This is a genomic window from Ferrovibrio sp. (genome assembly GCF_017994015.1).
GTDB lineage: Bacteria > Pseudomonadota > Alphaproteobacteria > Ferrovibrionales > Ferrovibrionaceae > Ferrovibrio.
Map to the genome: position 1 here is coordinate 1 of NZ_JAGOLP010000071.1, position 14640 is coordinate 14640.

The window sequence follows — 14640 nt, forward strand, 5'->3', positions numbered from 1 at the left end:
CAATTCGCCGGCCTCATAGAGCTTCACCAGCGCGGCATATTGCGTCGGCGTTACCTGGGTATCGCCGATACTACCCATGAAGATGGCGGTGGCACGCTGATGCGCCCGCCGGATCAGATGGCCGATCTGTTCTTCCAGCACATAGCCAAGCGGCAAGGCGGCGGCGGTGGCCGGCATCGGCTCCGTCTCGGCCTGGCTGGGCTGCTGTTTCGGTGGCGTCATGATTTATCCGGTCGGGTTGGCGCGTGCGGAGACTAGCGGCAATCTAAGCCCCGCGCCAAGTCATTCGGCCGAAACTTTATGGAGATACGAAGATTATACAATATATCAGCGTTGATATTCTGCGCCTTCACAGCACTTGGGTTGCCGCCTCGGCGCCGCGTTCAAGCAGGCGCAGCGATCCTTCGCTGTTTTCAAAGATGGTGCAGGAACAGTAATCGGGCTGAAACAGCACCAGCCGGTCATCCTTCAGCGCCGCGCCAAGGGCGGCGTTGATCACCATGAAATGCGTCACGATCACCATATCCCTGCGGCAGGAAAGCAGTGAACCGACAACGCCCTGGCGCCAGGCACGCAGGATACCGGGTTGATCGGCAAAACGCTGGCCGGCTATGCGCTTGAGCCAGGCGCCGCGCGCCGCCAATCCCTCGGCGGCAATATCCGGCGGAGTTGGAATTTCCGCAACAGCAGAACTGATCTCTGCCACCTCGCCCCAGCGATTGGCCAGCGGCGCGGCGGTTTCCTGGGCGCGCTGCAACGGCGAGCAGAGGATCGGCAGCGGGCCGAGCGATTCCAGTTTCAGCGCCAGATCAACCGCATGCTCGCGGCCTTCTTCGGACAGGCCGGGATCAGCGGCTTCGGCGAAATTCGCCGCCGCTTTTGCATGCCGCACTAGATAGAGCTTAGACATGGCTTCGGCCTCGACTTGGTGTTACAGCAGATTGATCCGCATATTTTCGCGCGCCACAATGGCGCCGGTCCACATCTGGCGCGCATCAGCTTCCAGCCGCTCCATGAACGGGTCTTCATGATCTGGATCGTGATGGAAAATCGCCAGTTGCTTCACGCCGGCCGCCAAGCAGAGCCGCACCCCCTCCTGCCAGGTGGAATGGCCCCAGCCGACATGGCTTTCGTATTCGCGGTCGGTATAGGTGCTGTCATAGATCACCAGATCGGCATCGGCGATCAGGTCGAGCACATTCTGGTCCGGCTTGCCGGGGGTGTGCTCGGTATCGGTGACATAGCACATCGCCTTGCCGCCATATTCGATGCGATAGCCGGTGGCGCCATCGGGGTGATTCAACGGCTTGGTGCGCACCGTGATGCCGTCGCCCAGGGTGAAGCGGTCACCGGCGCGGAAATCCTGGAACACAAATTGTGCCCCCATCTTTTCCAGCGGCACCGGGAAAAACGGCTCGGCCATCTGCGAGCGGAATACCTGCTCGATGCCACCCCGATCCGCAACATGGCCGGCTCGGATAGTGAAATGGCAGCTTTTGCGAAAGGCCGGCGAGAAAAATGGAAAGCCGTTGATATGGTCCCAATGGGTGTGCGAGAGCAGCAGATCGGCATTCTCCTCGCCGCGCTTCAGCATCCAATGGCCCAGATTGCGGATGCCGGTGCCGGCATCCAGGATCAGCGTGCGACCGCCCAGCTTCACTTCCACGCAGGAGGTGTTGCCGCCGAAGGCGATATGCCTGGGCGATGGTGTGGCGATGCTGCCACGCACCCCCCAGAATTTTACCTTGAAGCCCATACCGCCGCCTTTCCGCTCATGCCCAAGCTTCAGCCGCCAACCGGCAGCGCCATTTCGGCCAGCCGCGCCCAGTAGCTGGCGCCGATGGTGATGGCTTCGTCGTTGAAATCGTAATGCGGGTTGTGGATCATGCAGCTGCCTTCACCGGCGCCATTGCCGATCCAGACATAGGAACCCGGCTTCTCGCGCAGCATCCAGGCAAAATCCTCGGCGCCCATGCTGGGCACGATATTGCGCAGCACATTGGCTTCGCCAACAATGTCGGCAGCGGCGCGCGCCGCCAGCTCGGTTTCGTCAACCGTGTTGATGGTGGGCGGATAGCGCCGCTGGTAATCCAGTTCAGCCACCGCGCCATGGCTGGCGGCGATGCCAGTAACAATCTGGCGCAGGCGGTTCTCGATCAGGTCCTGAACTTCGGGCGAAAAGGCGCGCGCCGTGCCCGCCAGCATGGCATCTTCCGGGATCACATTGGTGGTGTGGCCGGCGCTGAACTGGCAGATGCTGACCACCGCCGGCTGCTGCGGATTGACATTGCGGCCAACGATATGCTGCGCCGCCAGCACAATCTCGGCGCCGATGGCCACCGGATCGATGCCCTGATGCGGATAGGCGCCATGCGCGCCCTTGCCGCGGATCTTGATCCAGAACATGTCGGCGGAGGCCATCATCGGTCCGGCTTTCACACCGAAACTGCCAATATCGTAGCCCGGCATGTTGTGCATGCCGAACACCGCCTCGCACGGGAATAGGCGGAACAGGCCCTCATCCACCATCACCTTGCCGCCGGCCAGATTTTCCTCGGCTGGCTGGAAAATGAAATGCACGATGCCGTCAAAGTTGCGCGACTGCGCCAGATACTGCGCCGCGCCGAGCAGCATGGTGGTGTGGCCATCATGGCCGCAACCATGCATCTTGCCTTCATGCTTGGATTTATGCGCAAAGCCATTCAGTTCATGCAGGTCGAGCGCGTCCATATCGGCGCGCAGGCCGATAGCGCGATTGCCTGTGCCCGCCTTAAGCGTGCCGACCACGCCGGTCTTGGCCAGGCCGCGATGCACCGGGATGCCAAAACTTTCCAGCTTCTCGGCCACAAACTGCGCCGTGCGGTGCTCCTCGAAGGCCGTTTCCGGGTGTGCGTGCAGATCACGCCGCCATGCCGTGAGCTGTGCCTTGTTGGCGACGATCTCATCAATCAGCTTCATAATTCCTCCACACCCACTTCTGCTACTGGCTCCACCACCACCCGGCGGTTGGCTGAAATCGCCGGTTCTCCAAACTAAACGATTGATTTTGCTGTTTCCAGCGCCTTGCACAGGGATTGACTCATGGGCCTCACTATGGTCTTGTCCGGGCGCGGCAGAGCCAGTCCAAATGTTGGGCCTGCCCGCCGCCCCCCTAAACACGCGGAAATCCATGGATTTTACTAGTCTAGGCTTAAGCGAGCCGGTACTGAAAGCCGTTGCCGATGCCGGTTACGTGCAGCCGACCCCGATTCAGGCCCAGGCCATCCCGATCGTTTTGACCGGCCGGGACGTGCTGGGCACCGCGCAGACCGGCACCGGCAAGACCGCCGGTTTCACTTTGCCGCTGATCGATATTCTGGCCGGCGGCCGGGTGCGCGCCCGTATGCCGCGCGCCCTGATCCTGGAGCCGACCCGCGAACTGGCCGATCAGGTGGCGCATAGCTTTGTCACTTACGGCAAACATTCCAATCTCTCAATGGCGCTGCTGATTGGCGGCGTGAACTACACCGAGCAGGAAAAGCTGCTGGATCGCGGCGTTGACGTGCTGATCGCCACCCCGGGCCGCCTGCTTGACCATTTTGAGCGCGGCAAGGTGATGCTGACCGGCGTGCAGGTGTTTGTCATCGACGAAGCCGACCGCATGCTGGATATGGGCTTCATGCCGGATGTGGAGAAGATCGGTTCCAAGCTGCCGGTGCTGCGCCAAACCTTGTTTTTCTCGGCCACGATGCCGCCGGAAATGCGCAAGCTGGCCAACAACTTCCTTAACAATCCCAAGGAAATCGCGGTAGCGCGGCAATCCACCACCGCCGAAACCGTGACGCAGGGGCTGATCTATGTCAGCACCCGGATGAAGCGCGAGGCGCTGCGCACGCTGATCCGCAACGAAGGCGTGAAGAACGCCATCATCTTCTGCAATCGCAAGCGCGATGTGGACATCCTGGCGAAATCGCTGATCCGGCATGGCTTTGACGCCCAGCCGCTGCATGGCGATATGGACCAGGGCACCCGCACCGCCACGCTGGAAAAGTTCAAGCGCAACGAAATCGCCATTCTGGTCGCCTCTGACGTTGCGGCGCGCGGCCTGGATGTTCAGGGCCTGACCCATGTGTTCAATTTCGATGTGCCGACCCATCCGGAGGATTATGTCCACCGCATCGGCCGCACCGGTCGCGCCGGCATGGAAGGCCGCGCCTTCACCATGGCGACCGAGGATGACGCAAAATATGTCCGCGCCATCACCCAGTTGATCAACCGCGAAATCCCGGTGGTGGAACTGCCCGGCTTCGGCCCTGGCGAGCATCCCGAGGATAGCGGTGCCGGCGGCGAACGCGAAGAGCGTGGCGGTCGTCGCGACCGCGGCCGCAGCGGCAATCGCGAGCGGGGCCGCAGTGGCAGCCGCGAGCGCGGACGCGACAGCAATCGTGATCGCGCGCCGGAAGCGGCCCGCACCGAGCCGGTTGATGCGCCGCTGGCCGAGGCCAGCCCGGCCCAGATAACCGAAACGGCGCCGAGCGAAGCCGCGCCGGAGCGCGCCCCGCGCAGCCGCAAGCCACGCGAGCATAAGGCCCGTGAACCGAAGCCGCGCGAGGCCAGGCCGCAGGACAGCAAGCAGCCGGATTCCAGGCCGCCGCGTGAGGCCAAGCCGCAGCGCGAAACCAGGCCCCAGCCAGAGACAAAGGCGCAGGAGGGTCGGCGGCGCGATAATCGCGAGGACCGCGATCCGCCGGTGGTGGGCATGGGCGACCATGTGCCAGACTTCATGCGCCGCCCTGTGCGCAAGGCGCAGCGCGGATAACTTGCGCGTCAGGCAGTAACGGAGCCGATCATGCAAACGATCTTCGTGATGGTGAAATGCGACCTCGGCCACGCCTATGACGTGGCGGCCCAGGCCGTGGAGCAGATCGAACAGGTTTCCGAAGTGCATTCCGTATCGGGCCAATATGACCTGATGATGAAATGCTACCTGCCCGATGGCACCGATATCGGGCATTTTGTGGTCAATAAGCTGCAAACCATTCCGCGCGTGAAGGACACCTTCACCATCATCACCTTCAAGGCCTTCAGCTAAACGCCATGGGCTATGCCTTCGTGCTGGTCGTCGGCCTGATGGCCGGCGCACTCAGCGGCGTGGTCGGTTTTGGCTCGTCCATCATGCTGATGCCGGTGCTGGTCTACCAGTTCGGCCCGCTGGCTGCCGTGCCGATCATGGCAATCTCGGCACTGATGGCCAACCTGTCGCGGATCATATTGTGGTGGCGCGAAATAGACTGGCGCGCCTGTGCCGCCTATACCATCACCGGCGCCCCTGCCGCAGCCCTTGGCGCCCGCACCCTGCTGATATTGCCGACCCGGCTGGTGGATATCGCGCTGGGCCTGTTCTTTGTGCTGATGGTGCCGGCCCGGCATTGGCTGGCGCGGCGCGGCTTCAAGCTGTCGCTCTGGCAATTAGCGCTGGTCGGTGCCGGTATCGGCTATCTCACCGGCATCGTGGTCTCCACCGGGCCGATCAGTGTGCCGGTCTTCCTGTCACTCGGCCTGGTGAAAGGCGCCTTCCTGGCCACCGAAGCTGCCGGCTCGCTTGGCATTTATCTGGCCAAAGCTGCGGTGTTTCAGCAATTCGGCGCCCTGCCCGGCGAAATCCTGCTGCAAGGCCTGATCACCGGTTCTGCCGTGATGGCCGGCAGCTTCCTCGGCAAACGCTTTGTGCTGCAACTCGATCCGGCCTGGTTCAGCCGCCTGATGGATGGCGTGATGCTAGGCGCCGGCCTGTTCATGCTGAGCCACGCTTTTTAACTGCATAACAAAAGGGCGCGATTTGCATCGCGCCCTCTGTATCAATCCGCTTTCAGGAATGCCGCTTAGCGCGACCACCAGCCACGCTTGGTCGGCGGTGGTTCGGCCGGCTTGTCCTGGCTGCCATCGGGTGTCACCACCACGGTCTCGAAGATCGGCCCGGTATGCACCGGCGTGGCAGGAATAGCGGCAACCGGCTCGACCGGCGCCGCTTCCGGCGCGGCAGCAGGCGCCACTTCCGGCATGGTGGCTTCCGGCACAGCAACCGGCGCACTGGCTTCCGCCACCACAGCCATCGGCTCGGGTGCCGATACCGGGGCTGGTTGCGGCGCGGGCTGCACCACCACCGGCTTGGGCGCCGGACGCGGCTCGTCCAGATCCAGATCAAGCATCGGGCCGCCATCCAGCATTGCACCAATCGCCGCCGGGGTCAGGAAATCGCCCTGATCCATATCGCGCTGATTGTTCTCGCGTGGCATGCGCTGCGGACGATCCGGATTCTGCGCCGGACGTGGCTCGGCGCCTTCTTCGGCCCCGCCCTCGTCACGGCGACGGCGGCGACCGCCCCGGCGACCACGGCGGCGGCGGCGCTGCTCACCATCGGCCTGAGACTCACCGGCCTGGGCTTCCTCGCCGGCGGGTTCCTCGCCTTCAGCCTCTTCGCCCTCGGCAGTATCTTCAGCATTGGCTTCGCTGCCAGCGTCGCCAAACTCGGCCTCGCCTTGCCCGGCCTCGGCATTGCTGCCTTCGGCCATGCCGGCTTCGTCGCCATTGGCTTCATCGCCCCGGCCACCACGGCGGCGGCGGCGGCGGCGGCGGCGGCGGCCATCGCTATCGGCACCATTTTCCGTGCCATTCTCAGCCTGGCCATTCTCTCCTTGGCCGGCTTCATCGGCGGCATCATCAAGGCCGAGGGTATCGGCCTCGAAACCATCCTCCTCGCCATCCTGATCCATGAAGGCCAGTTCCTCGGCCGCATCGGCATAGGAGCTTTCCTGGGTGATCGGGCGCTGTGGTTCAACGCGGGTGCTCAATTCAGGCCGGGTGACTTCGCCGGGCTGGCGCAGCTTGGCACGATCCAGCTTGTAATCCGGCGGCACAAGGCTGTTATCAGCGGCAACGATCACGCGCATGACGTAGCGGCGCTCAATGTCGCTCAGCCGCTCACGCTTGTGGTTGAGCAGGTAGATCGCCACTTCGGCCGGCACCGCCACGATGATCTCGCCGGCGCGATCACGGATGCCCTCTTCCTCAATGGCGCGCAGCACCTGCAAGGCGGTGCTTTCGGTGGAACGCACATAACCCCGGCCCTGGCAATGCGGGCAGGGCATGGTGGAGCTTTCGATCAGGCTCGGGCGCAGCCGCTGACGCGACATTTCGAGCAGACCGAAACCGGAGATACGGCCCACCTGGATGCGGGCGCGGTCGCCGCGCAGGCATTCCTTGAGGCGCTGCTCCACCTTGCGGATGTTGCGGTTGTCCTCCATGTCGATGAAGTCGATCACCACCAGACCGGCCAGATCGCGCAGGCGCAGCTGGCGGGCGATTTCCTCGGCCGCCTCCAGATTGGTCTTGTAGGCGGTTTCCTCGATATTGTGCTCGCGCGTCGACTTGCCGGAGTTGATATCGATGGAGACCAAAGCTTCGGTCGGGTTGATCACGATATAGCCGCCGGAACGCAGCTGCACCGTGGGCGTGAACATGCTGTCAAGCTGCTGTTCGACCTGGTAGCGGTGGAAGAGCGGGATCTTGTCCTGATACAACTTCACGCGGTCAGCATGGCTTGGCATCAGCATCTGCATGAAATCATGCGCCGCTTCATGGCCCTGCACACCTTCCACCAACACTTCATCGATGTCGTTGGAATAGAGGTCGCGGATCGACCGCTTGATCAGGTCGGCTTCCTCATAGATCAGCGTCGGCGCCGAGCTTTCCAGCGTACGTTCGCGGATGCTGTCCCAGCTGCGCAACAGATACTCAAAGTCGCGCTTGATCTCGGGCTTCGAGCGCTCCATGCCGGCGGTGCGCACGATCACGCCCATACCCTGCGGGATATCCAGCTCGCTGGTAATCGACTTGAGGCGCTTGCGATCAGCCGGCGAGGAAATCTTGCGGCTGATACCGCCGCCGCGCGCCGTGTTGGGCATCAGCACGCAATAGCGGCCGGCCAGCGACAGATAGGTGGTCAGCGCCGCGCCCTTGTTGCCGCGCTCTTCCTTCACCACCTGCACCAGCATGATCTGGCGCCGCTTGATAACTTCCTGAATCTTGTAGCGACGCGAGAAATGCGTGCGGCGCGGCCGGCGCTCCTCATGCTCGTCACGCGGCTCGGACTTGCCATTTTCAACAACGCCGGAAACGTCGGCACCTTCGCTGTTGCGGACCTCGTCGCCATGCTCGGCATGCGCAGCCATTTCAGCGACCGGGGCAACACCTTCAACCGCCGGCACTTCATTAGCGGCAGTCTCGACGGTGGCAGTCTCGACGGCAGCAGTCTCCACAGCAGCAATCGCATCCGCAACCGGCGCGGCTTCGGCCACCGGAGCATCAACAATTGGCGCGGCTTCAACAGCAGGTGCGGGTTCGGCCACCACATGCGGCGCGGCTTCCGGCTCGACAACCGGGGCGCTCACTTCAGCCACAACGCTCTCGTTGCGCGCCGGCACATTCCAGTAGGACGGCACATTGACCGGCGCGGCAGGCTCGTCGGTCAGATCGTCATGCAGGGCCGGGCGGGCCGGGGTGATCTCCTCGACCGCATCATAATCGCCGTCCACGGTCTCGATGGTATCGATGCCGTTATCGTCGCCAAGATCGTCATCATGCAGGTGATCGTCATGATGGTCGGCATCATCGGCATGCTGGCCATCGGCCAAGGCCTCATCACCACGATTTTCGCCATTGCCCTCGCCGCCTTGCGGCCGGCTGCGACCCCGGCGGCTGCGGCGGCGCTGGCGGCGCTGGTCTTCGGCCTCAAATTCCTCATCCTCGGCCTGGGCAGCACGCGCTTCTTCCTCGGCCTGCTGTTCCAGCAGAGCGCGGCGGTCAGCAATCGGAATCTGGTAGTAATCCGGATGGATTTCGCCAAAAGCCAGGAAGCCATGGCGGTTGCCGCCATATTCCACAAAGGCGGCCTGCAACGAGGGCTCCACCCGTGTCACACGGGCCAGATAAATATTGCCCTTGAGAACCTGCTTTGTAGAAGTTTCGTAATCGAACTCTTCGAGGCGGGTACCCTTCACCACCACAACCCGGGTTTCCTCCAGGTGGGTGGCATCAATCAACATACGCATGCCCATCGGCATATTCCTGCGGCGCGGCGCCGCCCGCGCGAACAACAGACGGCGGGGCACCTTTGCTTTTCGAAGCCAGCCTCCCATCCGGCATTCCGGGGGTAGGCTGCGCACCGGCGGTTCCGCCTGCTTTGGGCCGGGCTTGTAAGCCCAACCGCGAGCGCGGCGGGAGCCGCGTTACCGATCCGGGGTGCTCCAGCCGGCCAACTGGCGGTATGTCGTGAGACAATGCGCCAAATCCGGCCCGAGCACTCGCCACCTAATCGGCATACCGGCGTTGCCGCCGGCTGGTGCCGCCGCCGGAAACACCGGCGACCGCTCCGAGGGTTCATACAGATCCGTACTGTCTTGAGCGCGGAGACCGAGGTTGTTCCGCCTGGGGCCGCCGCTCCTTTGGGCAGGCCACTATTTTAGGCGATTTCACTCACGATCCGCGCGCCGCTTTGTCATTCCGGTCTATAAAGTGAGGCTGGACGACAAAAGCTGACTCGGATATTCGCGATTGCGAAATTACTCGTATTATCGCCGGGGCGACAAGACCTTTCTTGCCAGGGTCATCATGGGGGATCGATTATTATCAGGAAATTATTGATTCTATTGATAATTTTATTTCCCGCCAGCATCGCTGCGGCACAGCCGGCCCAGATTGGCCGGATCAGCCTGGGGCTGAATGCCGGGTTGACCCGGCTGGTGCTGGAAGCCGACCGGCCACTCGCTGCCAGTTTGAGCAATGCCCCGGGCGGGCTGGAACTGGAATTACGCCTGGAAAATGCCGTGCTGGCGCTCGGCGCCCCGCAAATCCTGGCCGCCGGGGTGATTGAACGGCTGGACAGCCCGGCAAGCGGCGGCAGCCTGCGCCTGACCCTGCTGGATACCGCCGTGGTTGATCGCGCCTTCCTGCTGCCACCCCAAGGTGAGCAAAGGCACCGGCTGGTAATCGACCTGCTGCCGGCCGACCCGGCGGCCTATGTCAGCGCCTTTGCCAGCCCTGTGGCCCTGCCGCTTACCCTGGTGCCGGTGGCGCCGGCAGTCACACAAAAAGCCAAGGGGGACAATCGCAAGCTGATCGTGCTTGATCCCGGCCATGGCGGCCACGATCCGGGCGCCATCAGCGCCTCCGGGCGCTATGAAAAGGCCCTCACCCTGGGCGTGGCCCAGGCATTGGCGAAAAAACTGCGCGCCACCGGCCGTTATCGCGTGGTGCTGACGCGCGAACGTGACGTGGCGGTGAAACTGCTCGACCGGGTGGAGTTTGCCCGCAAGCGTGAGGCCGACCTGTTCCTGTCGATCCATGCCGACAGCCTGGCTGCCGACCGCGCCACACGTGGCGCCAGTGTCTATACCCGCGCCGAAGATGCCACCGACCGCGAGGCCGAGGCGCTGGCGCTGCGCGAAAACCGTGCCGACCAGCTTGCCGATGGCGGCAACGAGGCTGAACTGGATGATGTGGTGGCGATCCTGCTGGATCTGGCCAGCCGCGACACCGCCCGGCTATCACGCCGCTTTGCCGGCCTGCTGACCAGCGCGCTTGCGGAACAGAAGCTGCCGCTGCGCCGCAACGGCCTGCGGGCTGCCAATTTCCGGGTTCTCGGCGCGCCAGACATCCCCTCGGCCCTGCTGGAACTGGGCTACCTGTCGAATCCGGCCGAGGAAGCCGTGCTTTTCTCGGAAACCGGCCGTAATCAATTGGCCGAGGCGGTGGCAGAGGCGATTGATCGTTTCTTCGGCGCCGCATCCACGCCATAATCCGGCTGTACATCCGACCCTGCCGGGTCTATGACGGCGCCCTCTCCTGTCCTGCTTGGCTGGATGCCCCGATATATGCGGTTGCTGCGGTATTTCCTGATCCTGACGTTTCTCACCCTGCTCGGCTGCCTGGCCGCTGCTGCTGCCGGGCTGTATGGCCTGTGGTATTACGGCCGCGACCTGCCGGATTACCAGCAATTGGCCAATTACCAGCCGCCGGTAACCACCCGGGTGCATGCTGGCGATGGTCGGCTGATTGCCGAATTTGCCCGCGAGCGCCGGCTATTTGTGCCGATTGCAGCCATGCCCAATAGCGTGATCCAGGCTTTCCTCTCGGCCGAGGACAAGAATTTCTACTCGCATCCCGGTATCGACCCGGTGGGCATCGCCCGTGCCGTGGTGCAGAATATCCTGAATGTGGCGCAGAATCGCCGCCCGGTCGGCGCCTCCACTATCACCCAGCAGGTGGCAAAAAACTTCCTGCTCGGCAATGAAGTGTCGCTCAGCCGCAAGGCCAAGGAAGCAATCCTGGCCTTCCGCATCGAACGCGCCTTCTCCAAGGATAAAATCCTTGAACTCTATCTCAACGAAATCTACCTCGGCGCCGGTGCCTATGGCGTGGCAGCGGCGGCGCTGACCTATTTCGACAAGTCGCTCTACGACCTCAGTGTTGCCGAAGCCGCCTATCTGGCCGGCCTGCCCAAGGCGCCGAGCAGCTATCATCCGGTGCGGCAGAATGACCGCGCCCGGGCGCGGCGCGATTATGTGATCGACCGCATGCTGGAAGATGGCGTCATCAGCCTGGCGGAAGCCAAGCGGGCGCGCGAAACCCCGCTGGTAGCGCTGAACCGCCCGGAAGCTGAACTGGCGCGCGCCGACTGGTTTGCCGAAGAGGTGCGCCGCCTGCTGAGCCAGCGTTATGGCGACAAGGGGCTTTATGAAGGCGGCCTGTCGGTTCGCGCCACCATGGACCCCGGCCTGCAAGCTGCCGGCGAAAAGGCGCTGCGCGACGGCCTGGTGGCCTATGACCGCCGCGCCGGTGGCTGGCGCGGCCCGCTGGCCACACTGCCGCCCGGCACAGACTGGAAAACCCGCCTCGCCGGCCTGCTGGCCCAGCCCGCCGGCCAGCCCAATGCCCTGCCGCTGGCGGCCATCCTGCCGCCCTGGCGCGTTGCCATTGTGGTGAGCACCAATAATGAGGTGGCCGAGATCGGCTTTGCCGATGGCAGCCTGGGCCGCATCGCCCATACCGATCTGCGCTGGGCCCGACGCAAGCTGGAAACCAGCAACGGCAATACCGGTCCGGTGCAGCTTGGCCCGGTGCCGCGCAGCGTTCCCGAAGTGCTGAATGCCGGCGATGTGATCGCCGTGGAGCCAATAGCCGAGCGCAAGGACCAATATGCCTTGCGGCAGATTCCGGAAGTGGGCGGTGGCCTAGTGGCGATGGACCCGCATACCGGTCGTGTGCTGGCTTTGGTCGGCGGCTTTGATTTCAAGGTCAGCCAGTTCAACCGCGCCACCCAGGCAATGCGCCAGCCCGGCTCGTCGTTCAAGCCCTTTGTCTATGCCGCCGCGCTGGATAATGGCTTCACCCCGGCCAGCCTGGTGCTGGATGCGCCCTTTGTGCTCGACCAGGGCCCCGGCCTGCCGCTGTGGAAACCGGGCAATTACACGCGCGAATTCTATGGCCCCAGCACGTTGCGGGTGGGGATTGAGAAATCGCGCAACCTGATGACCGTGCGGCTGGCCCAGGCCATCGGCATGGAAAAGGTGGTGGCCTATGCCAAGCGCTTCGGCGTTGTGGACGACATGCCGACTGTGCTGGCGATGTCGCTGGGCGCTGGCGAAACCACGCTGATGCGGCTGACCACCGCCTATGCCGAACTGGTGAATGGCGGCCGTAAGATTGTGCCGACGCTGATCGACAAGGTGCAGGACCGCCAGGGCCGCACCATCTTCCGCCACGACGCACGCCCCTGCGATGCCTGCCGCCTGCAGGCCTATGATGGCGGCGCCGAGCCGGCCCTGCCTGACCTGCGCGAAACTGTGCTTGATCCAGTGACCGCCTATCAGATGGTGTCGATGCTGGAAGGCGTGGTGCAGCGCGGCACCGGCGTGCGGCTGCGCGAACTGGGCAAGCCGGTGGCCGGCAAGACCGGCACCAGCAACGATAGTTTCGACACCTGGTTCATGGGCTTCAGCCCCGACCTCGCGGTTGGCGTGTTTGTTGGCTACGACACGCCGCGCGATATGGGCAAGCGCGAAACCGGGGCCTCGGTGGCGGTGCCGATCTGGCGCGATTTCATGGCCGAGGCGCTCAAGAGCCGGCCCGGGATCCAGTTTCGCGTGCCGCCCGGTGTGCGCCTGGTGCGGGTGCAATCCGATACCGGCCTGCCAGCCCAACCCGGCGACCGTGGCGTGATCCTGGAAGCCTTCCGCCCTGGCACCGAGCCAAGCGGCGAACGCAACGTGCTGGATGGCTCGCTTTACGAACGCGAGGCGATCAGCGGTTCTGGCGGCAGTGCCGGCGCCGGCGCCACCGCCGGCACGGGCGGACTATATTAATTACCTGGACGAATTACCCGGGCGCCGCTTGACAGCGCCCGGGCGCTTCCTTAGAAAACGTCTCGCTCGGCGGGTTACCCGCCCGGGCCTTTGGCGGGCGGTTAGCTCAGCGGTAGAGCACAGCATTCACATTGCTGGGGTCGCAGGTTCAATCCCTGCACCGCCCACCATCTAAATCCCTCAATTGCGGAATATCCTGGCCAAGCCGGCGCTTTGCAGCGCCGCTTCAGCCGATATGTTTGACAGCCAGTTCGGGCCGCACGCAAAAGCGCAGCACCATTTCCTCCACATGCCGGATGCGGGCGGCGAAATTCTGCTTGGAGAGCAGATTCTGCCGCAGCACCACGGAAAGCGTGTGGCCGTTGGACAGGTAGTGGTAGACCAGCGAGGACAGCGAGATATAGAGCTGCAACGGATCAATGTCGTTGCGGAACACGCCTTCCTTCTGGCCCTTCTCCAGCACCCGATTGAGATCAACAAAAAGCGGATCGTAGATCGTGCGGATTTTTTTCGAGCTTTTGATATGCGCTGCCTTGTAGAGATTCTCGGTGTTGAGAATCGGGATGATCTCCGGCGTCTGGCTTAGCGCCTTGGCGGTTTCGGCCACCAATTGGCGCAAAGCTTCCACCGGCGCCAGATCGGCGATGGCAATCTCGCCGTGGCGGCCACGGAAACGCTCGTAGATGGTGTCGAGCACGGCAACGAACAATTCTTCCTTGCTGCCGAAATAATGATACAGCATGTTTTTGCTGAGATGCGTCTCGGCCACGATGTCGTCCACCCGCGCGCCATCATAACCCTTGCTGGCGAAATGCCGCAGCGCGGTTTCCAGAATCAGTTGCCGGCTCTGCTCGGCATCGCGCTTGCGCGCCTTGGGCAGACCGGCCACCGGCTTTGCCGCGGCGGCTGTCTGCGTCACTCGTGTTTTCTTCACCATGCTCATTGGCCCGCTCTTTGGCTGTCTTGTGCACTATTGCTGTGGTTTTGCAATTTGGGGCGGCCCGCTTTCCGCATGACTTTCCGGATAGCGTCTCGCTGGCGGTTATACTATAGACTGACTGGCCTGTCCCCCCATTCCAGCCGCATTGTACAATTGCCATGACCCAAGCCGAGCCAAACACCCTGCCTGTGATTCCTGACGAATATGGAACCTGATGGCGGAGATCGGACCACGCTGGGGCGCCGATACCGGCGGCAATGTGCGCCGCACGATCGATGAATTCTCCAAGCTGCTGGCAGC

The 14640-nt window shown here is 63.3% G+C and carries 10 protein-coding genes, 1 tRNA gene and 1 pseudogene; 6 read left to right on the top strand and 6 right to left on the bottom strand.

Features of this window, described 5'->3' with window-relative positions; all coding sequences use genetic code 11:
• From KBB36_RS18840 to KBB36_RS18855, 4 genes and pseudogenes are all read right to left on the bottom strand, one after another.
• Positions 1-222, bottom strand: a pseudogene (locus tag KBB36_RS18840) (hypothetical protein); the annotation flags it as partial.
• Between the two features lie 127 nt (positions 223-349).
• Positions 350-910, bottom strand: a complete 561-nt coding sequence (locus KBB36_RS18845; protein ID WP_290984689.1) for a histidine phosphatase family protein — start codon at positions 908-910, stop codon at positions 350-352.
• Between the two features lie 21 nt (positions 911-931).
• The gene (locus KBB36_RS18850) at positions 932-1756 is read right to left on the bottom strand and encodes an MBL fold metallo-hydrolase (RefSeq protein ID WP_290984692.1); all 825 of its coding nucleotides are present in this window, start codon (positions 1754-1756) and stop codon (positions 932-934) included.
• 29 nt (positions 1757-1785) lie between these two features.
• On the bottom strand, positions 1786-2958 hold the full coding sequence (locus KBB36_RS18855) for a M20 aminoacylase family protein (RefSeq protein ID WP_290984695.1): 1173 nt from the start codon (positions 2956-2958) through the stop codon (positions 1786-1788).
• Between the two features lie 211 nt (positions 2959-3169).
• Between KBB36_RS18855 and KBB36_RS18860 the strand changes: the two genes are divergently transcribed.
• The 3 genes from KBB36_RS18860 to KBB36_RS18870 are packed head-to-tail and all read left to right on the top strand — an operon-like array spanning position 3170 to position 5796.
• The gene (locus KBB36_RS18860; protein WP_290984698.1) at positions 3170-4798 is read left to right on the top strand and encodes a DEAD/DEAH box helicase; all 1629 of its coding nucleotides are present in this window, start codon (positions 3170-3172) and stop codon (positions 4796-4798) included.
• Positions 4799-4828: 30 nt separating this feature from the next.
• Complete coding sequence (locus KBB36_RS18865; protein WP_290984701.1) at positions 4829-5071, top strand: Lrp/AsnC ligand binding domain-containing protein; 243 nt, start codon at positions 4829-4831, stop codon at positions 5069-5071.
• Positions 5072-5076: 5 nt separating this feature from the next.
• Positions 5077-5796 carry a sulfite exporter TauE/SafE family protein gene (locus KBB36_RS18870; RefSeq protein ID WP_290984703.1) on the top strand — a complete coding sequence of 240 codons (720 nt, stop codon included), beginning with the start codon at positions 5077-5079 and terminating at the stop codon, positions 5794-5796.
• Positions 5797-5861: 65 nt separating this feature from the next.
• Here the strand turns inward: KBB36_RS18870 and KBB36_RS18875 are convergent, their stop codons facing one another.
• On the bottom strand, positions 5862-9095 hold the full coding sequence (locus tag KBB36_RS18875) for an Rne/Rng family ribonuclease (protein WP_290984706.1): 3234 nt from the start codon (positions 9093-9095) through the stop codon (positions 5862-5864).
• Positions 9096-9686: 591 nt separating this feature from the next.
• Between KBB36_RS18875 and KBB36_RS18880 the strand changes: the two genes are divergently transcribed.
• The 3 genes from KBB36_RS18880 to KBB36_RS18890 all read left to right on the top strand — a co-directional run bounded on the left by KBB36_RS18880 (position 9687) and on the right by KBB36_RS18890 (position 13570).
• Complete coding sequence (locus KBB36_RS18880; RefSeq protein ID WP_290984709.1) at positions 9687-10835, top strand: N-acetylmuramoyl-L-alanine amidase; 1149 nt, start codon at positions 9687-9689, stop codon at positions 10833-10835.
• Between the two features lie 75 nt (positions 10836-10910).
• Entirely contained in the window at positions 10911-13400 is a 2490-nt protein-coding gene (locus KBB36_RS18885) for a penicillin-binding protein 1A (RefSeq protein WP_290984712.1), read from the top strand.
• A 95-nt stretch (positions 13401-13495) separates the two neighbouring features.
• Positions 13496-13570, top strand: a tRNA-Val gene (locus tag KBB36_RS18890).
• 56 nt (positions 13571-13626) lie between these two features.
• Here KBB36_RS18890 and KBB36_RS18895 read toward each other — a convergent pair.
• Positions 13627-14319 (bottom strand): TetR/AcrR family transcriptional regulator, encoded by a 693-nt coding sequence (locus tag KBB36_RS18895; protein WP_290984715.1) that lies wholly within the window; start codon positions 14317-14319, stop codon positions 13627-13629.
• Between the last annotated feature and the right edge of the window lie 321 nt (positions 14320-14640).

Bases quoted from the DNA above. Each gene is read 5' to 3' on its own strand.
- KBB36_RS18845 (WP_290984689.1), bottom strand. From the start codon at position 910: ATGTCTAAGCTCTATCTAGTGCGGCATGCAAAAGCGGCGGCGAATTTC.
- KBB36_RS18885 (WP_290984712.1), top strand. From the start codon at position 10,911: ATGCGGTTGCTGCGGTATTTCCTGATCCTGACGTTTCTCACCCTGCTC.
- KBB36_RS18875 (WP_290984706.1), bottom strand. From the start codon at position 9,095: ATGGGCATGCGTATGTTGATTGATGCCACCCACCTGGAGGAAACCCGG.
- KBB36_RS18850 (WP_290984692.1), bottom strand. From the start codon at position 1,756: ATGGGCTTCAAGGTAAAATTCTGGGGGGTGCGTGGCAGCATCGCCACA.
- KBB36_RS18855 (WP_290984695.1), bottom strand. From the start codon at position 2,958: ATGAAGCTGATTGATGAGATCGTCGCCAACAAGGCACAGCTCACGGCA.
- KBB36_RS18870 (WP_290984703.1), top strand. From the start codon at position 5,077: ATGGGCTATGCCTTCGTGCTGGTCGTCGGCCTGATGGCCGGCGCACTC.
- KBB36_RS18865 (WP_290984701.1), top strand. From the start codon at position 4,829: ATGCAAACGATCTTCGTGATGGTGAAATGCGACCTCGGCCACGCCTAT.
- KBB36_RS18860 (WP_290984698.1), top strand. From the start codon at position 3,170: ATGGATTTTACTAGTCTAGGCTTAAGCGAGCCGGTACTGAAAGCCGTT.